This window comes from Neisseria sp. P0008.S004, from assembly GCF_051962755.1.
Classification (GTDB): domain Bacteria; phylum Pseudomonadota; class Gammaproteobacteria; order Burkholderiales; family Neisseriaceae; genus Neisseria; species Neisseria subflava_A.
Genome location: NZ_JBQCUZ010000001.1, coordinates 213,845 through 232,123 on the forward strand (window position 1 = coordinate 213,845; position 18,279 = coordinate 232,123).

The window sequence follows — 18,279 nt, forward strand, 5'->3', positions numbered from 1 at the left end:
TCTCCTAATTTGTCATAGTCGCATACAAAGCATTCAGTTTGCCTTGTACGGACAAATCCAAGACCTGATCACCCACTTCTACTTTGATGCCGCCGATTAATTCAGGGGCAACTTTAGCTACCACATCCAATTTGCTGTTGAAGCGTTTTGTCAGGATATCGGTAACATCGGCCAGCTGCTGAGAACTGAGCTCATACGCGCTGTAAATTACTGCCGATTTCGTATTGTTGTGTATCAAGGTCAAATCTTGATATTGGGCATAAATTTCCGGCAATACCAGCAAACGCTTTTGCTCGGCCAAAACGGTAATGAAATTTGCCAATTCGACATTTTTGATACCGACAAGACCTTTGAGCGTTTCTGCTTTTTCGGAAGCTCCCGTTTCCGGTTGCTCGATGAGCGCAATGACTTTCTCATCTTGAACAACCGCTGCGAGTTCTTTCAGTTCGCCCAACCAAGACTCGATTTGGTTTTTTTCCTGAGCCAGACTAAATAATGCTTTCGCATAAGGTCTGGCAATCGTTGCGAACTCTGCCATAAGATTACAGCTCCTGTTTTAAGGTACTGAGCAAATCTGCATGTTTGGAAGCATCAACTTCTTTACGCAAGATAGATTCCGCACCTTTAACAGCCAGTGTAGCAACCTGTTCACGCAACACTTCGCGCGCACGATTAACTTCTTGCTCCACATCAGCTTTTGCTTGGGCTGCAATGCGTGCTGCTTCATGAGAAGCTTGCTCTTTGGCTTCTTCTACAATTTTTGCAGCACGTTTTTCGGCGTTGGCAACCATTTCGGTTACCTGATTACGCCCTTCGGCCATAAGTTCTGCAACTTTTTTCTCTGCCTGCTCAAAATCGCTCTTACCGCGCTCGGCAGCAGCCAAGCCCTCGGCGATTTTTGCGGCACGCTCATCCAATGCTTTGGCAATCGGAGGCCATACGAATTTCATCGTAAACCAAACCAAGCCAAAGAAAACCAGGATTTGCGCAAATAAGGTTGCATTAATATTCACGTTACTTAACCTTCGTATCTGGGTTAATCAAACAGACCATAAGCCTGTATCTGAACGGATCGCTCCGTCTTGATTACGCAGCACCAAACGGGTTAACGAAGGCGAACAACAGGGCAATAGCCACACCGATCAAGAAGGCCGCGTCGATCAGACCAGCGATCAAGAACAGTTTGGTTTGCAGAGGACCGATCAGCTCAGGTTGGCGAGCAGAAGATTCCAAGTATTTAGAACCAACCATTGCGATACCGATAGAGGCACCCAATGCGCCCAAGGCAACGATCAAACCACATGCGATAGCAATCAAACCCATTTTTAAACTCCTTAAAATAGTAAAGGTTAAACTACAAAAAACAAACTACGAAAAAACTACTTGATTAGTGTGCATCATGCGCTTGTCCGATATATACGAACGCCAACGCCATGAAAATAAATGCCTGCAAGGTGATAACCAAAATGTGGAAAATCGCCCAAGCCAAACCGGCAATCAGGTGGAACACAAATAAAATTGGATCTAAAGTTTCGATGCTGCCAGTTGATGCCCACGCACCACCCAACAAAGCAATCAGCAGGAACACCAGCTCACCGGCATACATATTACCAAACAACCGCATACCGTGGGATACGGTTTTGGACAAAAACTCTACCAAGTTGAGCAGGAAGTTGGCCGGAGCGAGCATCGGACCGAAAGGCGCGCTGAACAATTCGTGAATCCAACCGCCAAAGCCTTTGATTTTGATATTGTAATAAATACATACCAACAATACGCCAATTGCCAAAGCCAAAGTGGTATTCAAGTCAGCAGTCGGTACGACACGCAACAGTGCGTGATGATTACCGGTAACGCCTTGCCATACCATTGGCAGCAAATCAACCGGCAACATATCCATGGCGTTCATCAGGAAAATCCAGACAAACAGAGTCAAGCCTAAAGGCGCAACAGCTTTACGCGATTGTTCGTTATGGATAATGCTCTTACACATGTTATCCACGAATTCGAACAGAATTTCAACAGCCGCTTGAAAACGACCAGGTACGCCAGCAGTTGCTTTTTTGGCCCCACGCCACAAAAGGAAGCTGCCGATTACGCCCAACAGAACGGCAAAAAAGATTGCATCAAGGTTAATGAACGAAAAATCAGCGATGTTTTTCAGTCCTTGACCCCGAGTAACATCCGACATACTGGTCAAGCTTTGCAAGTGGTGCTTGATGTAGTCGGCAGCGGTCATAGTTTCACCTGCCATAGTGTTTCACTCTCAACAATACTAAAAAAACCAAATGACTGACGCCAAGAAACGCCAATAAAAATGGGTAAAATACCAGTGATCGATGCCATATCGCAAAAACGACCGACATAGATACCAGCGACAGCACTACTTTTAAAACCTCTCCGCCGATAAACATCGAACTTTGCAGATCGGGATTTCGTCGGGAAAACTTTAAAAGTAAAACTGCAACCAGGGTAGGCAAAATATACGAAAATCCTCCCGCCAAAGCAGAGAGGAAGCCGGGCAATCCGGAAAATAACGCACAAACAACTGAAATTATTAACAATACAATCACTTGCAATGGGACTATCCGATTCATTGTACTCCACACCCCAAAAACGCAAGGTAAATTAATATAATCAAGAAGTTTGTTAACGTCAAGCAATATGTTAATCTTTGTGAACCTTTCACAGATAAATGATTAACACATATAAAACAAATCTTTGCAGGAACGGAGTTTAACACAAATTACATGTTGCTACACAGATTTTACAGAAGATTTTGATTTGTATTGTAAACATCTGTACGACCAGTCCTTTTATCAAAAATTCAGGCTGTCTGAAAAACTTTTTTCAGACAGCCTGTTCATAAAACCGTTAAAACTCTTGATTGATGCCTAACTGTTTCAGTAGATATTCGAACGTTTCCGGCGTATCAAAATGCAGTACGATTTTGCCTTTTTTCTGATTGCTGGTTTTGACTTCGGCATTGACACCCAATCGCTCAGTCAGGGCATCATTAATACGGCGGATATCCGGGCTGATGGTTTTGGCTGCTTCGGGCTTGGCTTTTTGATGTGCCAACTGGCTGCGTCGTTCTACTTCGCGCACCGACCAACCGTTTTTGACGGCTTTTTGCGCCAACTCCAATTGGTCAACCACATGCAAAGTTAGCAACGCACGGGCATGCCCCATTTCTAGACGGCGTTGGTAAAGCATTTCCTGAACCGGCTCAGGCAGGCTCAACAGGCGCAGGCTGTTGGAGATGGCACTACGGCTTTTACCGACGGCTTTTGCGATGGTTTCATGAGTCAGGCCGAATTCATCGGCAAGGCGTTTCAAACCTTGAGCTTCTTCAATCGGATTGAGGTTTTCACGTTGCAGGTTTTCAATCAAACCCATGGCCAACGCGGTTTCGTCGCTGATGGTTTTGATGACGACGGGAATTTCGGTCAAACCGGCCAACTGGGAAGCACGCCAACGGCGTTCGCCGGCAATCAATTCATATTGAGACAGACCACGTTCGCGTACGATAACCGGCTGGATAATACCTTGCGCTTTAATGGAGTCAGCCAATTCCTGCAAGGCTTCGTCATCCATTTGCACACGCGCCTGATAGCGGCCGGGCTGAATATCGGCGATGGCAACCGTTGTCAGGCGGTCGCTACTGCTGCTGTCCACCGCATTGGATATCAGCGAATCCAAACCGCGTCCCAATCCACCTTTTGCTTTTGCCATATTGTTTTCCCTTTCAGACGGCCTCAATGTTGAAATGACGTATTCTATCGGATATTGCCACTTTACGACAATTTGAATCACGATGATTTGACCCTTGCCGTTTATTTACGGAGCGAAACCGCAAACATGCCCCTTAAAGCATTGCTCAAGCGGATTTCTTCCGCATTTTCCAACATGGTGCGCGAGATATGGGTTTCTTTGATTGTATCCGCACCTAAAAGCTGAGGCTGCTTCAATACCGCTTGGCGCATTACCCCGTTCAAAATATCCAAATCCAAAGACGGCGTAAGCCATTGTCCCTGATATTTGATAAACACATTGCTTCTTCCGCCCTCCAACAACAGGCCGTCTGAATTGAAAAACAAGCTGTCAAATGCGCCCTGCCCTTCTGCTGTTTTCCACGCTTGGTCAAACATTTCACGGCGCGTGGTTTTGAAGCGGCGCAGATAATCGCGTTGGCTTAATGTGTGCTCACTCAAGATAACGTATTGTTGTTCACTCAATTCAGAAACAGCCGCATGACTCAATGCAAGGCCGTCTGAAAACAAGGCGGCTTTGACTCTAAACAACCCATTTGGCAACGCATCTATATAATGTTGGATTTGCTCTATTGCGTTTTCAGGCCAAGTCAGGTTGAGTGCTTGCGCCGAGCTGTTCAGACGGCCCAAATGCAAATCAAGCAAACGGCATTGTTTGTTTTCCACGCGCATGGTTTCAAAAATACCGAAATCAGGCCGCAAGTCATTGAGAAAACGCGCCTTCCAACCGCACTCGCGATATTCGGCCTCCGGATCGCTATCAATCACAATTCCCGAACCCACGCCATAAACACCTTGATAAAGGCCGTCTGAAACCGGCTTCAGGGATAAGGTGCGGATCACGACATTAAACACGCCTTCAAACCCCAAACCCGTATCACACGGATGCAAAAAGCCGATGCTGCCTGTGTACAAACCGCGCGGTTCGGATTCAAGGGACTCAATAATCTGCATACTCATGCGTTTGGGTGCGCCGGTGATACTGCCGCACGGGAAGGCTGCGCGGAGAATATCGGCAACCGAAACATCAGCCAGCGCCTGCGCCTCAATAGCACTGGTCATCTGCCAAACACTGCCGAAACGGGAAACTTTAAACGGTTCAGGCACGCGTACTTTGCCTGTTTGCGCGATTTTGCCGAGGTCATTGCGCAACAAGTCGACAATCATCACATTTTCGGCGCGGTTTTTCGGATCGTTTTGCAATTCAACGGCGCGGCGTTCATCTTGTCCGTCAAGAAGAATCGGCGCAGTGCCCTTCATCGGCTCGGTTGTAATCAGGCCGTCTGAATCGATTTTGAGGAAAAGTTCGGGAGAAAAACACAAAGTCCACGCGTCCTGCCCTACCCCGTCGGGCAGACAAGACAAAACGGCATACGGCACAGGCTGGCGCAAGCGGCGGTAAAGTTGGATCGGATTGCCGTAAGTTTGCAGGTGCAGGCGTGCGGTGTAATTGATTTGATAGGTATCGCCGCGGCGGATGGCTTCGTGGATTTGACGGATATGCTCGAGATAATCGGCTTCGGATACGGAGAATCGGGGAGTGGAAATACCTGCCTCAAGGCCGTCTGAATGATTGGCCAGCCAGTTTTCGGCATCGATTTCGGAATAATCGGCAAACCAGTGCAAACGCAGACTGCCACTGCGACCAGACGGAATATCCATCAGCGGCAACCCGAATTCGTAGTCTGCAAACAACACTGCATGCAAACCCTTTTTCCAGCCGGCTTGCAAAATACTTGTTAACGAATCCAGTTCGTTATGATAAAACCGATGGCTTTCTACATGATTTTGATAGAGTTTTGCTCGGCCGCTCACGGCATCGTCAAACAGGGCGAAATAAGGCATGATTGCTGTACAAATAGGCTGATTATACGCTGCTTTTACATAAGTTAGCAGACAAATTCAAAAAAAGCACTCAAATGTAATTTTATGTAGTCGAACGAGGCATAAAAGGGTAGAATCAAACCATACCACACTATATCATTTAAAACTTAATCGATAAGGAGACTTTATGGCAGACCACCAATTAGAACCGTTCGAGAATGTTGAACTGGGCGAGAAACAAGACCAGCTGCAAGTATTCGAAAAGGCTGTTTTGGAACACGAAGGACGCGGTTCAGACGAAGATTCCAGCAGCGCACCGCTTCCTGCCAACTACCCGTACAAACAACGTATGCGCCGTTCTGTTTACGAAAAAGAAAAACAGAAGCTGCAAATCGAATTATTGAAAGTACAAAGCTGGGTCAAAGATTCCGGCCAACGCATCGTCAGCCTGTTTGAAGGCCGCGATGCAGCCGGTAAAGGCGGTACCATCAAACGCTTTATGGAACATTTGAACCCGCGCGGCGCACGCGTTGTCGCACTGGAAAAACCGACCACTACCGAACGCGGCCAATGGTATTTCCAACGCTACATCCAAAACCTGCCGACCGCAGGCGAAATGGTATTCTTCGACCGCTCATGGTACAACCGTGCCGGCGTAGAACGCGTCATGGGCTTCTGCGAACCTAACGAATACCTACTCTTCATGCGTCAAACCCCTGAATTGGAACGTATGCTTGTTGCCAGCGGCATCCACCTGTTCAAATTCTGGTTCTCCGTATCCCGTGAAGAACAACTCCGCCGCTTCATCTCCCGTCGTGACGACCCCCTGAAACACTGGAAACTATCCCCTGTGGATATCCAGTCGCTCGACCGCTGGGACGACTACACCGAAGCCAAAAACGCCATGTTCTTCCACACCCACACCGGTGACGCGCCTTGGGTCATCATCCGCTCCGATGACAAAAAACGCGCACGTTTGAACTGTATCCGCTACTTCCTGCACCAGCTGGACTATCCGGGCAAAGATGTGAAAGCCATCGGCAAAGTGGACGATAAAATCGTTTTGGTTCCTGATACACGTTACAAAGACAAAACTGTCGATCTCGGACACGATTAATTTGTAACATTACCAAAGGCCGTCTGAAATTTCATCTTTCAGACGGCCTTTTCTTAATCCTCGCGATTCCAGTACGTTTTTTGTGCGAATACCAATTTATTGTCAGTGAATTTCACACTATCCAAATTCAATGCCCAAACATCGCTTTTCATCACTCGAGCAGCAGGATGCGCTTTGTAATACAAAGACTGCGCCGCTTTCAAATCCGCTTCATCCTCAATCAAAGCGGCAGTCGCCGCAAACTGAATGCCGCTGATTTTTGCGATGCTGTCAGGTTGTCCGGCAATGGTACCGGCTACTTTGGCAGAACGACTCATCATTCCGCCATGCTTCGTTTTCAAAGATGTCAGCACAATCAATCGGGCATTCACCTCATCAAACACATAAAAACAGCAAGCTGCCCAAACTTCGCCCTCTTCCGCAGCAGCAATACTGACGACATGATGATTGCTCAAAAACTTCACTATATTGGCAGGAATCGTTTGCATGGCTTTTATCTTCCTTCTCAGTCGTAACTTATGCTCAGGCCGTCTGAAACATCAGCCCTGCCAGCGCGGCACATCGTTTTGAATGATGCCGAACAAGTCCAAAGCATGAGAGACGCTGTGTGTAATCATATCTTCGATGGATTCGGGCTTCTGATATAAAGCCGGAACGGGAGGAAACACAATGCCGCCCATCTCTGTCACACGGCGCATATTTTCAATGTGCGCCAAGTTTAACGGCGCTTCACGCACCATCAACACCAGCCTGCGTCGCTCTTTCAACGTTACATCCGCCGCACGGCTGAGCAAATTATCGGCAAATCCATGAGCAACCGAAGCCAAGGTCTTCATTGAACACGGCGCAATCAACATTCCATCCGTCAAAAACGAACCGCTGGCAATGCTTGCCCCGACATTACGGATGGAATGCACGACATCCGCCAAAGCATAAACGTCTTCTTTGGTGTAATCCGTTTCCAAAGCGCGGGTCATCTCCGCCCCTTGTGAAACCACCAAATGCGTTTCTACCTGATGCGCACGCAAAAGCTGCAAAGCCTTCACGCCATACTGAAAACCGCTGGCACCGCTGATGCCGACAACCAAACGCTTCATTGTATTTCCCTGTCTCGGCCTAAAGATAAATAAAAGGCAGATTCTCAAGACGAAAAAATAACCGCTAAAAAGCGGTTAGATTTTCTAATGTGGTGCCGACAGCGAGATTTGAACTCGCACAGCCTACGGCCACTACCCCCTCAAGATAGCGTGTCTACCAATTCCACCATGTCGGCATAAATCAAATTGTCTTACTGCTGCTGAGGATTTGGTGCAACAGGAGTTGTATTGTTTTGTGCAGGCGTTGCAGGCTTAGGAGCTTGCTGGGTCTGCTTCACATCGCTGAAGTCTAAACCGTGCTTACTGGAGTGGGTGTGAATATACACCATCGCCATACAGGTCGCAAAGAAAAATGTTGCGGCAATGGCAGTCGAGCGGCTGAGGAAGTTGGCATTACCGGCAGAACCGAATACGCCTTGCGCGCTACCGCTGCCGGAACCGAACGTTGCGCCGGCATCCGCGCCTTTACCGTGTTGCAGCAATACTAACACGATTACGGCTAAAGCGGAAATAATATTAATGATCCAGATAAGGGTTTTAAAGGCTTCCATATGTTTTCTACGAGGCTTGTGCTGCGTTGATGATGGCGGTAAAGGAGTCATATGATAATGACGCGCCACCAACCAATGCGCCGTCTACATGAGGTACTGCGAAGATGTCGGCTGCGTTATCCGCTTTCACACTTCCGCCGTAAAGAACGCGGATTTTAACATCGCTTCCGCACAAAGACAAGATTTCTTTGTAGATAAATGCGTGCATATCGGCGATTTGTTCGACGGTGGCGACTTTGCCTGTACCGATCGCCCAAACCGGCTCGTAGGCAACGGCGATGTTTTTGGTGTTCAAACCTTGCAGGATGGAAAGCTGGTGGGCAATGACTTCGTGTTCTTTACCGGCTTCGCGTTCTTCCAAGCTTTCGCCGACGCACAACAATGGAATCAGGCCGACGTTGAGGACGTTTTCCATTTTGCGGCGTTGGATTTCGTTTTTCTCGCCGAAATAAAGGCTGCGCTCGGAGTGGCCGATGAGAACGATGTCTGTACCGATGTCGGCAAGCATTTCGGCGGACACTTCGCCAGTGTATGCGCCGTTATTCGGGAAACGGCTCACGTCTTGCGCACAGGTTAAGATGCGGTTGTTCAAAACAATCTGCATGGCGTTGTGCAGTTGCAACAGATAAACGGTTGGAGCGGCCAGGCCGATTAACACGCGTTCTGCGGTTGGCATGACACGGAAGCGGTGCATAAGCGCATTGTTGTTTTGGAGTCGGCCGTTCATTTTCCAGTTGCCGATAACCCATTTTTGGTCCCACATTCCGATTTGGTGATACATCTTTATTGCTCCGTGTGTTGGTTGTTGCTTGTTGTAGCGTCGTGTAATGTGAAAGTTTAGTGGATATATGTGCGCTTGGCAATTATTAACAAGCCTCGAGGCCGTCTGAAAGATGGCACACTCTCCGACAAGGATTTATAATGTATGCTTCGATAAAATTAAGAATTGAACGGAGCACAAATATGGACTTTGAAAAAGCGCGTTTCAATATGGTTGAACAGCAGATTCGTCCGTGGGATGTCTTGGACTTCGACATTTTGGATGCTTTGGAGGAGATCGGGCGCGAACATTTTGTCGGCGAGGCTTTTCAAGGTTTGGCCTATGCGGATATGGAGCTGCCGCTGGCCAACGGCCATAAAATGTTGGAACCCAAAGTCGTTGCCCGCCTAGCTCAAGGTTTGAAACTGAAAAAAGACGAAACTGTCTTAGAAATCGGTACAGGCTCAGGCTATGCAACCGCCCTGCTATCCAAACTGGCCGGCAAAGTCGTCACTGACGACATTGATGCCGAGCAGCAGCAACGCGCCAAAAAAGTTTTGGACGAATTGGGCTTTGCCAACGTCGATTATGTGCAAAACAACGGCCTGACCGAAGCATCGCAAGGCGCTCCTTTTGATGCGATTTATGTGGGCGGCGCAGTAGACAGCGTACCTGAAATTCTGAAAGAGCAACTGAAAGACGGTGGCCGTATGGTGGTCATCGTCGGCCGCAAACCGGTACAACGCGCGCTTTTGCTGACGCGTAACGGCAATGAGTTTTCCGAAAAAGTATTGTTCGACACCGTCGTGGCACACTTGGAAGACAAATCGGCCAATCCGTTCGGCGATTTCGATTTTTAAACAACAGGCCGTCTGAAAGTTCAGACGGCCTCATACTTTTATACCCGACCCTATGACCGACATTATCCAACTCTCGCCCACCGAATTGAAACAATGGCAGGACGAAGGCCGCGCATTTCATCTGCTCGACGTCCGCACCGATGAAGAACGCGCCATCTGCACCCTGCCCGCCGCCATTCATATCCCGATGAACCTCATCCCCCTGCGCCAAAACGAGCTGCCCGACGACGATTTGCCCATCGTCATTTACTGCCACCACGGCATCCGCAGCCTGCACACGGCAATATATTTGGAAGACGCCGGATTTGAAAACCTCTACAACCTGCAGGGCGGTATTGATGCTTGGGCAATGCAGGTTGACAGCAAAATGATGCGGTATTGAATCGGTTTTATCAATAAAAGGCCGTCTGAAACTGGATTTCAGACGGCCTTTGCAATTATTTCACAAACCTTGCATCTGCCATAAACGGCCGTGTAGCGGCTGGTTTGGCGGAATAGAAGCGGGAGAACGTGCTGTCGATTTTGGTCTGTATCGGCTTACCGTCCAATGTTGCCGATGCTTCCAATTTCACACCACCGCCACTGGTTTCGCCCAATTTCATATTTGGCAACGTCAGTTTGGCAATATTGAGTTTCACATTTTCCACTTTGGTATCGGGGGACATCAGCTGTTTGCCGACGGGGCGGATTTTTTCACCCTCATCATGAGGCGCGGCACCACCGTTATCGTCAACCACGCCGATATTAATCAATCTGGCAGACGCCAAATCCATCTTGCCGTTTTTGACCGGAATACCGACAAACAGTTTTACGCCACGATGAATGAACGTATTGTCCCGCCACTGAGTTTGGCCCTCTTTCGGCGGTTTGGTTTCTGCCGCCACCGAATAAGTGCGGCCCATAATCATCAATTTATAACCTGGAATTTTTTTCGAACCGAATCCATCGGTAATGTCTTCGACCAGTTGCGGCGCAGTCAGGGTTTCGTTTGCCAAAATACGGGCTGAAGTTTCTGCCAAATGGGCAGGCTTGCCGTCTATGGTCAATGCCTGTTCATGGCCGAAATCAGACGCAAATGCAGGCACGGCGGCCAGCGCGGCGGCCAATGCTAGAATACGGATAGTTTTCATTGCAGACTCCTGATAAAAATGTAATTGGGTTGATTACCCGATAAAATCCGGGCAATATTGATTGGAGTCGATATTTTTATATAAATGATACAGATTATCAAGAATATTTGTATTTTAAAATAAAAAAGGCCGTCTGAAATCCAGTTTCAGACGGCCTTTTAATCTACTTACAACCTTCTATCAGTCTTTGAAGCGTTTGAATACCAATGTGCCGTTGGTACCGCCAAAGCCGAAGGAATTGGAGATGGCAACGTCGATTTTCGCATCGCGTGCTTCGTTGGCGCAGTAGTCCAAATCGCAACCGGCTTCAACGTCTTGTTCAAAGATGTTGATGGTCGGTGGAGATTTTTGCTCGTGTACTGCCAACACGCTGTACAACGCTTCCACGCCGCCGGCCGCGCCGAGCAAGTGGCCGGTCATAGATTTGGTAGAGTTAACAATGACTTTGCGCGCATGATCGCCCAAAGCGCGTTTGAGGGCTTTGGTTTCGTTGGCATCGCCCAGCGGAGTGGACGTACCGTGTGCGTTGACGTAATCCACGTCTTCAGGATTCAGGCCGGCATCTTTCAGCGCACGAGTAACCGCCAATGCAGGGCCTTCTTCGTTAGGCGCGGTAATGTGGTAGGCATCTGAGCTCATACCGAAGCCGACGATTTCGGCGTAAATTTTCGCACCGCGTTTTTTCGCGTGTTCCAATTCTTCCAACACCAGCACGCCAGCGCCTTCGCCGATAACGAAACCGTCACGGCCTTTGTCCCACGGACGGGAAGCGGTAGCAGGGTCATCGTTTCGGGTGGAAAGTGCCTTCATGGCAGCAAAACCGCCAACGCCCAAAGTGCTGATTGCGCCTTCCGCACCACCGGCAATCATCACATCCGCGTCGCCGTATTTAATCAGTCGTGCAGAATCACCGATGGAGTGTGCACCGGTCGTACAGGCAGAAACCATGCCGTAGCTTGGGCCGCGGTAGCCTTTAAGGATGGTAACATGGCCGGAAATCAGGTTAATCAGCGAGCCTGGGATAAAGAAAGGATTGATTTTGCGCGCGCCGCCTTCGATAACGGCTTTACCGGTCGCTTCAATGCTCGGCAGGCCGCCGATACCGGAACCGATGTTGACACCGACGCGGTCTTTGTCGAGGGTTTCCAAATCGTCCAAGCCTGAATCATTGATGGCTTGCAGGGCGGCGGCGATACCGTAGTGGATGAACACGTCCATGCGGCGCGCTTCTTTTGCGCTGATGTATTGGCCGATGTCGAAATCGCGCACTTCGCCGGCGATTTGGCTGTTGATGTCGGATGTGTCAAAGCGGGTAATCCGTCCGATGCCGCTTTTGCCTGCGAGCAGATTGCTCCATGCGGTGGCGACGTCGTTGCCGACCGGTGATACTTGGCCAAGACCTGTGATGACTACTCTTCTCTGACTCATGATAATCTCGCTGTTGGTTGTCGGGATTTTCGCGGCAGCCTTGCTCTTTTTCTTCGTGAAAACAGGCAAAACTCATGCCGTCTGAAATTTCAGGGGTTTAATAATAAGGTAAAAGCCTCTATTGCGATGGCGCAGCAGAGGCTGGATGTTTGGTGCGACCGATTAGCCTTGGTGGGCGTTGATGTAGTCGATAGCCAATTGTACGGTAGTGATTTTTTCAGCGTCTTCGTCAGGGATTTCGCAGCCGAAAGCTTCTTCCAAAGCCATCACCAGTTCTACGGTGTCCAGAGAGTCAGCACCCAAATCGTCTTGGAAAGAAGATTCGTTTTTCACTTCGGCTTCGTTTACGCCCAGTTGTTCAGCAACAATTTTTTTAACTTGTTGTTCGATGTTTGACATGTCAGTCGTTCCTTTTCGCCTTGCGGCAGGTTGTTTAAGGGAAATAATTCGTCGGTATTGTACCGAATTCGGATAGAGTTTTCCATCTAATCCTGCATTTTAGCACAGATTATTCAGTAAAAACCTGTTGTTGTGCATATTAGCATAGCCTGATTTTAACCTACAAGCGGGAATTTGTTTTGTTACGTATTAACATTAACATTATTAAAAAAAGGGGCTGTACTAGATTAGCAGATATGTTACCCTCGAAATATGAAGATAACACACTGCAAATTAAAGAAAAAAAGTACAGAAAGAACTGCTTCGTTTTTTTGTACTCGAAGTTACCGCCCGTTCCGCTGCCGATATTTTGGGCATTCAGCCCAACTCCGCTATTCTGTTCTACTGCAAAATTCGTATGGTTATCCGCCATTATCTGGCCTTGGTTGCCGATGAGGTTTTTGAGGGCCCTGTCGAGTTGGACGAAAGCTATTTCGGCGGACGGCGTAAAGGCAGACGTGGTCGCGGTGCGGCAGGAAAAGTGGTTGTCTTCGGCATTCTGAAACGCAACGGACGGGTCTCTACCGTTGTGGTGGATAATGCCAAGTCTGAAACGTTACTCCCTGTCATTAAAAAGAAAATCATGCCGGACAGCATTGTTTACACGGATAGCCTGAGCAGCTACGACAAGTTGGACGTGAGCGGTTTTATCCATTACCGCATCAACCATTCCAAGGAATTTGCCGACCGTCAGAACCACATTAACGGCATTGAGAACTTTTGGAATCAGGCAAAACGCGTCTTGCGCAAATACAACGGAATCGATCGCAAATCTTTCCCGCTGTTCTTGAAAGAATGCGAATTTCGATTTAATTTCGGCATACCGTCTCAACAGCTTAAAATCCTGCAAAAATGGTGTGGAATTTAGGGCTAATCTAGTACAGCCCCTTAAAAAATTTTGATGGCGGTTGCTGCTGAAAAAGTAGGAATTGGATTTGAGAGAAGGTTTTTGCATATGCTGGTTTCGTGAAGGCCTACGCAGGATCAGCGTTGTCAGCGTTTTCATGTGTATGCTAACCTTCTGCAAGGTATCTGCTTAATCATATTTGAAATCAGTATTAAAGCATAATTATCAGTATCCGAAATTCCAGTTAATTAAATATTCAGAGACAATCGTTAAGATTGATTTAAGGATGAAAATGCAAGACCAAGAAAACATTAAAAACCAAGAAGAACAAGAAAATCAGCCAAAAGAAGACAATGGTGCCATGACCAAGTTGCAAGATGTGTTCAATCTTGCGCATGACCAGGCCCATCCCGATAAAATTGATGCCGTCATCCGCGCCAATACTCGGGTGTCCGGAACCAATATGTGGGTATTGATGTTTGCCATTGCCGTGGCGAGTATCGGTCTGAATGTAAACAGCACGGCGGTAGTGATCGGCGCGATGTTGATTTCGCCGTTGATGGGGCCGATTGTCGGTATGGGTTACGGTTTGGCGGTAGGGGATACTGCGCTGATCCGTCAAGCCGTGCGCAATATTATTATATTCGTCGTCATCAGCTTGATTACCGCTACGTTGTATTTCCTGTTAACCCCGCTTAAAGAGGCGCAAAGCGAGCTTTTGGCGCGTACTCAGCCGACCCTTTGGGATGTGTTGATTGCCTTCTTCGGCGGTAGTGCGGGTATTGTGGCGCTGACTCGAAAAGAAGGAGGCAATGCCATACCGGGTGTGGCGATTGCTACCGCATTGATGCCGCCCCTGTGTACTGCGGGCTACGGACTGGCACATGGCAACTGGCACTACTTTCTCGGTGCTTCATATCTTTTTGCCATCAACTGCGTGTTCATCGCTTTTTCGACCTTGTTGTTTTCCAAGCTGCTCAAGCTGCCGCGCAGGGGGTTGGTAACGGAATCCAAACGCCGGTTGCAAAGCATCATTATTACTGCCGTCGTGTTGGCTGTGATGATTCCGAGCGGCTATATGGCATCAGGACTGGTGCGTCAGGAGATCTTCAACACCAGAGCCAATGCCGCCATTGCCACTGCGCAGCAACAGGAAGGTTTTTTCGTGCTGCGTAAGATGTTGAACCACAGAGAAAATAAAGTCGGTCTGATTGTCAATGGAACGGGCAATGCCGAGAAAATTTCCGCCTTGCTGGTGAAAAGCCTTAACGCGTCGGGGGTGAAAGAGCCGAAGGTCAACGTGGTCTATGCGGGAGGGAACGATGCTAAAATCGAAGAATTGCTGGCAAGCCGAAACAACCCGGTTCAGCAGCAAAATGAGCTGAAAGAGCAGCAGGCCTATATCGATACCATACTGGCAGGCAAAGCCTCCGATATCGACGATGCAGCGGTACTCAAGGAATTAAAAGCCCAATATCCGGAAGCGGAAAAAATCGTTGTCGGACGCGGCTTGGCTTGGGATAAAGCGCAAACAACGCCTGTTTCCGAACAGTCTGAAAGCCAAAAAAACGCAGAACCGAAGACAGATACATATGACGATATCGTCGTTGTCTCTCTCGAATTGGAGCAGCCATTGCCTGCCAAAGATCACGAGCGGATACAGGCGTGGTTAAGCCAGCGTTATGAGGGTAAGGTCGTGCGCATATTATTAACGCACAAGTCTCAGACAGATAAACCGTCTAATGAATAATCGCCTTCAGACTTTATCCATTTCCGAGAAATCATTGATTGTTCCTAGTACACCAAATCCGCCTCAAACACGCCTCTCAAGGCGTTGGAGAGGCAGATTTTTTCTGCGCGTTCGAGCATGTCGTGGGTGATGTGCGTTTCGATGATGGTGTCCGCGCCCAAGTAGGTTTGCAGCTGCTGCAACACGGCTTGGCGCATGATGCCGTTGAGGATATCCAAATCCAGAGACGGGGTAAGACGGGTGTTTTTGTGCATGTTCATGTTTCAGTATTCTCCTGGAAATACTGTAAACAACGCTACTAGTTTCTACAGCATCGAGTTGATAACGTTCTCCCACACCGGCAAGGTTTTCTGCGCCAAGGACGAGTTTGAGTTTCTCAAAGTCGATTTGGTCTTTGCAAAAGACTTCGGGAAAGATTTGTTTGAGTTTTAATATATTGTTTTGTTTGAAATTATTTTCTAAATCGTGTATAATTTCTCGGCTCGGTTGCCATAATTGCGTCTTCCATCAATGATTACTTACAAAGTGTCCATTTTATCGGGATATGTTGAAAGTTAAAAGAAAAGAAGGCCGTCTGGGAAACTTTAATATTCGTTTTTCAGACGGCCTTCTTTTCACTTGCCGAAACAAGAGTATTTTGTTTCTCAACTTTACAAAACGGTCAGTCCTGTTGCTTGCTTCTACCCTAAAAACTCTTTCAAAAACAGCAAGACACAGGCAAGTTCGTCGGCGGATTCGCGTTGCGTGCCGTTGCCGGTATGGCCGCCGCCGTCCGGGGCGTAGAGCCACGATTGCGGCGAGGTTTCGCGCAGTTTGGCATAGAACTTGAGCGCGTGGGCGGGATGGACGCGGTCGTCGCTGAGGCTGGTGGTAATGAGCGCTGGCGGATAATTGATGCCGTCTGAAAGATTGTGATACGGTGACAATTCGCCCAGCCAGCGTTTGCAGACTTCGTATTTCTGCGGATTGCCGTATTCGTCCGTCCAGCTTGAACCGGCGGATAGAAGCGGATAGCGGATCATGTCGGTCAGCGGCACTTCACACACCAGCGCGCCGATGCTTTGCGGCTCGCGCACGAAGGCGGCGGCGGTAATCAGGCCGCCGTTGCTGCCGCCCTGCAAACCGATGTGTTTGGGCGAACTCATGCCGCGTTCGGACAAATCGCGCACGACTGCCAATAAATCATCAACGCTTTTGTGTTTGCTGATTCCCTGCGCCGCCTGATGCCAGCGCGGGCCAAATTCGCCGCCGCCGCGGATGTTTGCCAACACAAAGGCATTGCCCTCTTCCAGCCAATATTTGCCAACGCTACCCAGATAATGCGGCAATTCGGGAATGCCGAAACCACCATAGGCATAAACCAAAGTCGGCGTGTCGGGCGTGGCGTTTTTGCCGACGTGGAAATAAGGAATGCGCTCGCCGTCGGCCGAAGTCGTCCAAAACTGCTGTACGTTAATGCCGTCTGAATCAAACTGCTGCAGCTGACGGCGCATGACGGTCAGTTCCATCACGTTCAAATCCAGCGCAAACAGCGTCAGCGGCGTGGTGAAATCGCTGGCGGCAAGGTAAACCACGTCGCCGCCCCACGGCTGGTCGGTTATTTCCAACGCACCCGAAGGCAGGCGCGGCAGTTCGACTTCCTGCCATTTGCCGTCGGTAAAGCGCCATGCTTTCAGACGGCCTTGTACGTTCTCCAGCAGGCTCGCCACGACAAAACGCTTGGTCGTTTCCACGCTTTCCAATGCCTGCGTTTCATCGGGCGCAAACAAAAGCTGCGCCGCGCCTAATTCGCCGCGGTTTAATTTTACTGCCACCAATGCGCCGCTCGGATAGCTTTGGTTCGCGCGGTTCCAGTCCTTGCGCAGCGTCAGCAAAAGATGTCCCGCCAGATAGCCGACTACGTCGCAATCGTTGGGCAGGTTTAACGGTTTCGCCTCGCCTTCGGCTGAGACCTGCAAATAGGTTTTGGTGTAAAAACCGTCCGACGCTTCAATCAAATCAATCGGCGAACCCTGCGGATCGAGATAACGCCACGCGTTCACCATCATGCCGTCTTCGGCAATTTGATACACCGGCAGGCTTTCCTCGAAACTCTTACCACGCTCCACCAGCCACACTTCGCGCGGATAACCCGATTCGGTCAACTGGCGTTCGTCCCAAGCCGGACACACCCATACGCTGTTTTCATCGCGCCACGACACATGGTTTTTACCTGCCGGAAAGTGAAAACCGCCTTCTACCAACTCCCCTGCTTCCAAATCCACTTCCAGCGTGTACGCCGTATCGCCGCCCGATTTGCTCAGTGTTAACAACGCGCGGTTGGGCTTTTCCACCAAGTGCGACACGCCGCCCAAATACACATCGTCGCCGAGCAACTCGTCGAAATCCGCCACCGAAAACAGGATTTTCCACTCAGGATAGCCAGAACGGTAAGTCGCCGCCGTACATACGCGGTACACACCCTTCGGATATTCTGCGTCCTGATGGAAATGGTACATCCGCGCGCGGTGTTCCTGACAAAACGGAATCTGCCGCGTGTCCTGCAACTGCGCCAAAATGCCGTCGGACAATGCGCGCGCTTTGTCGTTTTCTAAAAAACGCGCACGCGTTTCGGCATGCGCCGCGGCGGCAAAATCTTGCGTTTCGGGAGATTCGAGGTTTTCAAAATGGAGATAGGAATCGGGGTAAGATTTCATAGGAAAAG

21 protein-coding genes, 1 tRNA gene and 1 pseudogene are annotated in these 18,279 nt (G+C 49.0%); 6 read left to right on the plus strand and 17 right to left on the minus strand.

The features are described 5' to 3' along the window. Positions 1-4: 4 nt before the first annotated feature. The 7 genes from ACTHSW_RS01020 to ACTHSW_RS01050 form a co-directional block, all read right to left on the minus strand. On the minus strand, positions 5-538 hold the full coding sequence (locus tag ACTHSW_RS01020; protein WP_049328782.1) for a F0F1 ATP synthase subunit delta: 534 nt from the start codon (positions 536-538) through the stop codon (positions 5-7). Positions 539-542: 4 nt separating this feature from the next. Further along, positions 543-1,013 carry a F0F1 ATP synthase subunit B gene (locus ACTHSW_RS01025; RefSeq protein ID WP_004464459.1) on the minus strand — a complete coding sequence of 157 codons (471 nt, stop codon included), beginning with the start codon at positions 1,011-1,013 and terminating at the stop codon, positions 543-545. 73 nt (positions 1,014-1,086) lie between these two features. Beyond that, entirely contained in the window at positions 1,087-1,323 is a 237-nt protein-coding gene (gene atpE, locus ACTHSW_RS01030; RefSeq protein ID WP_003676106.1) for a F0F1 ATP synthase subunit C, read from the minus strand. Between the two features lie 64 nt (positions 1,324-1,387). Then, positions 1,388-2,254, minus strand: coding sequence for a F0F1 ATP synthase subunit A (atpB, locus tag ACTHSW_RS01035; protein WP_070459764.1), 867 nt, complete (start codon positions 2,252-2,254; stop codon positions 1,388-1,390). After that, entirely contained in the window at positions 2,244-2,597 is a 354-nt protein-coding gene (locus tag ACTHSW_RS01040; RefSeq protein WP_083290022.1) for an ATP synthase subunit I, read from the minus strand. Before ACTHSW_RS01040 ends, atpB begins: the two co-directional genes overlap by 11 nt. Positions 2,598-2,874: 277 nt before the next feature. Next, a complete protein-coding gene (locus ACTHSW_RS01045) occupies positions 2,875-3,735 on the minus strand; it encodes a ParB/RepB/Spo0J family partition protein (protein ID WP_070459768.1) in 861 nt (286 codons plus the stop codon). A gap of 101 nt (positions 3,736-3,836) precedes the next feature. Continuing rightward, positions 3,837-5,618, minus strand: a complete 1,782-nt coding sequence (locus ACTHSW_RS01050) for a bifunctional chorismate-binding protein/class IV aminotransferase (RefSeq protein ID WP_107810948.1) — start codon at positions 5,616-5,618, stop codon at positions 3,837-3,839. Positions 5,619-5,784: 166 nt separating this feature from the next. On the opposite strand from ACTHSW_RS01050, the gene ppk2 reads away from it, so the two are divergent. After that, positions 5,785-6,714, plus strand: a complete 930-nt coding sequence (gene ppk2 / locus ACTHSW_RS01055) for a polyphosphate kinase 2 (protein WP_107810947.1) — start codon at positions 5,785-5,787, stop codon at positions 6,712-6,714. 53 nt (positions 6,715-6,767) lie between these two features. Here ppk2 and ACTHSW_RS01060 read toward each other — a convergent pair whose 3' ends face one another. The 5 genes from ACTHSW_RS01060 to tpiA all read right to left on the minus strand — a co-directional run bounded on the left by ACTHSW_RS01060 (position 6,768) and on the right by tpiA (position 9,143). After that, a complete protein-coding gene (locus ACTHSW_RS01060; RefSeq protein ID WP_070459778.1) occupies positions 6,768-7,202 on the minus strand; it encodes a pyridoxamine 5'-phosphate oxidase family protein in 435 nt (144 codons plus the stop codon). A gap of 51 nt (positions 7,203-7,253) precedes the next feature. Further along, positions 7,254-7,811 carry a UbiX family flavin prenyltransferase gene (locus tag ACTHSW_RS01065; protein WP_070649836.1) on the minus strand — a complete coding sequence of 186 codons (558 nt, stop codon included), beginning with the start codon at positions 7,809-7,811 and terminating at the stop codon, positions 7,254-7,256. A gap of 90 nt (positions 7,812-7,901) precedes the next feature. Beyond that, positions 7,902-7,987, minus strand: a tRNA-Leu gene (locus ACTHSW_RS01070). Positions 7,988-8,002: 15 nt separating this feature from the next. Further along, the gene (gene secG, locus ACTHSW_RS01075; protein WP_003683944.1) at positions 8,003-8,362 is read right to left on the minus strand and encodes a preprotein translocase subunit SecG; all 360 of its coding nucleotides are present in this window, start codon (positions 8,360-8,362) and stop codon (positions 8,003-8,005) included. Positions 8,363-8,369: 7 nt separating this feature from the next. Beyond that, positions 8,370-9,143, minus strand: coding sequence for a triose-phosphate isomerase (gene tpiA / locus ACTHSW_RS01080; protein WP_004519014.1), 774 nt, complete (start codon positions 9,141-9,143; stop codon positions 8,370-8,372). 182 nt (positions 9,144-9,325) lie between these two features. Here tpiA and ACTHSW_RS01085 point away from each other — a divergent pair, with 182 nt between their 5' ends. Further along, on the plus strand, positions 9,326-9,982 hold the full coding sequence (locus tag ACTHSW_RS01085; protein ID WP_070459784.1) for a protein-L-isoaspartate O-methyltransferase family protein: 657 nt from the start codon (positions 9,326-9,328) through the stop codon (positions 9,980-9,982). A gap of 52 nt (positions 9,983-10,034) precedes the next feature. Further along, positions 10,035-10,364, plus strand: a complete 330-nt coding sequence (locus ACTHSW_RS01090) for a rhodanese-like domain-containing protein (RefSeq protein WP_070583862.1) — start codon at positions 10,035-10,037, stop codon at positions 10,362-10,364. Positions 10,365-10,419: 55 nt separating this feature from the next. On the opposite strand, the gene ACTHSW_RS01095 is transcribed toward ACTHSW_RS01090, so the two are convergent. The 3 genes from ACTHSW_RS01095 to acpP form a co-directional block, all read right to left on the minus strand. Further along, entirely contained in the window at positions 10,420-11,112 is a 693-nt protein-coding gene (locus ACTHSW_RS01095) for a hypothetical protein (RefSeq protein ID WP_049351302.1), read from the minus strand. Positions 11,113-11,292: 180 nt separating this feature from the next. Continuing rightward, on the minus strand, positions 11,293-12,540 hold the full coding sequence (gene fabF, locus ACTHSW_RS01100) for a beta-ketoacyl-ACP synthase II (protein ID WP_070459816.1): 1,248 nt from the start codon (positions 12,538-12,540) through the stop codon (positions 11,293-11,295). Positions 12,541-12,702: 162 nt separating this feature from the next. Next, positions 12,703-12,939: an acyl carrier protein gene (acpP, locus tag ACTHSW_RS01105; protein WP_003679644.1), complete on the minus strand. Its 237-nt coding sequence runs from the start codon at positions 12,937-12,939 to the stop codon at positions 12,703-12,705. A 252-nt stretch (positions 12,940-13,191) separates the two neighbouring features. Here acpP and ACTHSW_RS01110 point away from each other — a divergent pair. Together ACTHSW_RS01110 and ACTHSW_RS01115 are read left to right on the plus strand one after the other, a co-directional pair. Beyond that, a pseudogene (locus ACTHSW_RS01110) lies at positions 13,192-13,846 on the plus strand (IS1595 family transposase). Between the two features lie 271 nt (positions 13,847-14,117). After that, the gene (locus tag ACTHSW_RS01115) at positions 14,118-15,575 is read left to right on the plus strand and encodes a DUF389 domain-containing protein (protein WP_070583969.1); all 1,458 of its coding nucleotides are present in this window, start codon (positions 14,118-14,120) and stop codon (positions 15,573-15,575) included. A 44-nt stretch (positions 15,576-15,619) separates the two neighbouring features. On the opposite strand, the gene ACTHSW_RS01120 is transcribed toward ACTHSW_RS01115, so the two are convergent. After that, positions 15,620-15,835: an aminotransferase class IV gene (locus ACTHSW_RS01120; protein ID WP_234396205.1), complete on the minus strand. Its 216-nt coding sequence runs from the start codon at positions 15,833-15,835 to the stop codon at positions 15,620-15,622. Here ACTHSW_RS01120 and ACTHSW_RS01125 point away from each other — a divergent pair. After that, a complete protein-coding gene (locus ACTHSW_RS01125; RefSeq protein WP_083290051.1) occupies positions 15,834-16,007 on the plus strand; it encodes a DNA topoisomerase in 174 nt (57 codons plus the stop codon). The two genes, ACTHSW_RS01120 and ACTHSW_RS01125, sit on opposite strands and share 2 nt — an antisense overlap. Positions 16,008-16,255: 248 nt before the next feature. Here ACTHSW_RS01125 and ACTHSW_RS01130 read toward each other — a convergent pair whose 3' ends face one another. Next, positions 16,256-18,271, minus strand: a complete 2,016-nt coding sequence (locus tag ACTHSW_RS01130) for a prolyl oligopeptidase family serine peptidase (protein WP_070461134.1) — start codon at positions 18,269-18,271, stop codon at positions 16,256-16,258. Between the last annotated feature and the right edge of the window lie 8 nt (positions 18,272-18,279).

Coding starts and splice junctions, on each gene's coding strand:
- ACTHSW_RS01020 (WP_049328782.1), bottom strand. CDS start 538: ATGGCAGAGTTCGCAACGATTGCCAGACCTTATGCGAAAGCATTATTT.
- atpE (WP_003676106.1), bottom strand. CDS start 1,323: ATGGGTTTGATTGCTATCGCATGTGGTTTGATCGTTGCCTTGGGCGCA.
- atpB (WP_070459764.1), bottom strand. CDS start 2,254: ATGGCAGGTGAAACTATGACCGCTGCCGACTACATCAAGCACCACTTG.
- ACTHSW_RS01040 (WP_083290022.1), bottom strand. CDS start 2,597: ATGAATCGGATAGTCCCATTGCAAGTGATTGTATTGTTAATAATTTCA.
- ACTHSW_RS01045 (WP_070459768.1), bottom strand. CDS start 3,735: ATGGCAAAAGCAAAAGGTGGATTGGGACGCGGTTTGGATTCGCTGATA.
- ACTHSW_RS01050 (WP_107810948.1), bottom strand. CDS start 5,618: ATGCCTTATTTCGCCCTGTTTGACGATGCCGTGAGCGGCCGAGCAAAA.
- ppk2 (WP_107810947.1), top strand. CDS start 5,785: ATGGCAGACCACCAATTAGAACCGTTCGAGAATGTTGAACTGGGCGAG.
- ACTHSW_RS01060 (WP_070459778.1), bottom strand. CDS start 7,202: ATGCAAACGATTCCTGCCAATATAGTGAAGTTTTTGAGCAATCATCAT.
- ACTHSW_RS01065 (WP_070649836.1), bottom strand. CDS start 7,811: ATGAAGCGTTTGGTTGTCGGCATCAGCGGTGCCAGCGGTTTTCAGTAT.
- secG (WP_003683944.1), bottom strand. CDS start 8,362: ATGGAAGCCTTTAAAACCCTTATCTGGATCATTAATATTATTTCCGCT.
- tpiA (WP_004519014.1), bottom strand. CDS start 9,143: ATGTATCACCAAATCGGAATGTGGGACCAAAAATGGGTTATCGGCAAC.
- ACTHSW_RS01085 (WP_070459784.1), top strand. CDS start 9,326: ATGGACTTTGAAAAAGCGCGTTTCAATATGGTTGAACAGCAGATTCGT.
- ACTHSW_RS01090 (WP_070583862.1), top strand. CDS start 10,035: ATGACCGACATTATCCAACTCTCGCCCACCGAATTGAAACAATGGCAG.
- ACTHSW_RS01095 (WP_049351302.1), bottom strand. CDS start 11,112: ATGAAAACTATCCGTATTCTAGCATTGGCCGCCGCGCTGGCCGCCGTG.
- fabF (WP_070459816.1), bottom strand. CDS start 12,540: ATGAGTCAGAGAAGAGTAGTCATCACAGGTCTTGGCCAAGTATCACCG.
- acpP (WP_003679644.1), bottom strand. CDS start 12,939: ATGTCAAACATCGAACAACAAGTTAAAAAAATTGTTGCTGAACAACTG.
- ACTHSW_RS01115 (WP_070583969.1), top strand. CDS start 14,118: ATGCAAGACCAAGAAAACATTAAAAACCAAGAAGAACAAGAAAATCAG.
- ACTHSW_RS01125 (WP_083290051.1), top strand. CDS start 15,834: ATGTTTCAGTATTCTCCTGGAAATACTGTAAACAACGCTACTAGTTTC.
- ACTHSW_RS01120 (WP_234396205.1), bottom strand. CDS start 15,835: ATGAACATGCACAAAAACACCCGTCTTACCCCGTCTCTGGATTTGGAT.
- ACTHSW_RS01130 (WP_070461134.1), bottom strand. CDS start 18,271: ATGAAATCTTACCCCGATTCCTATCTCCATTTTGAAAACCTCGAATCT.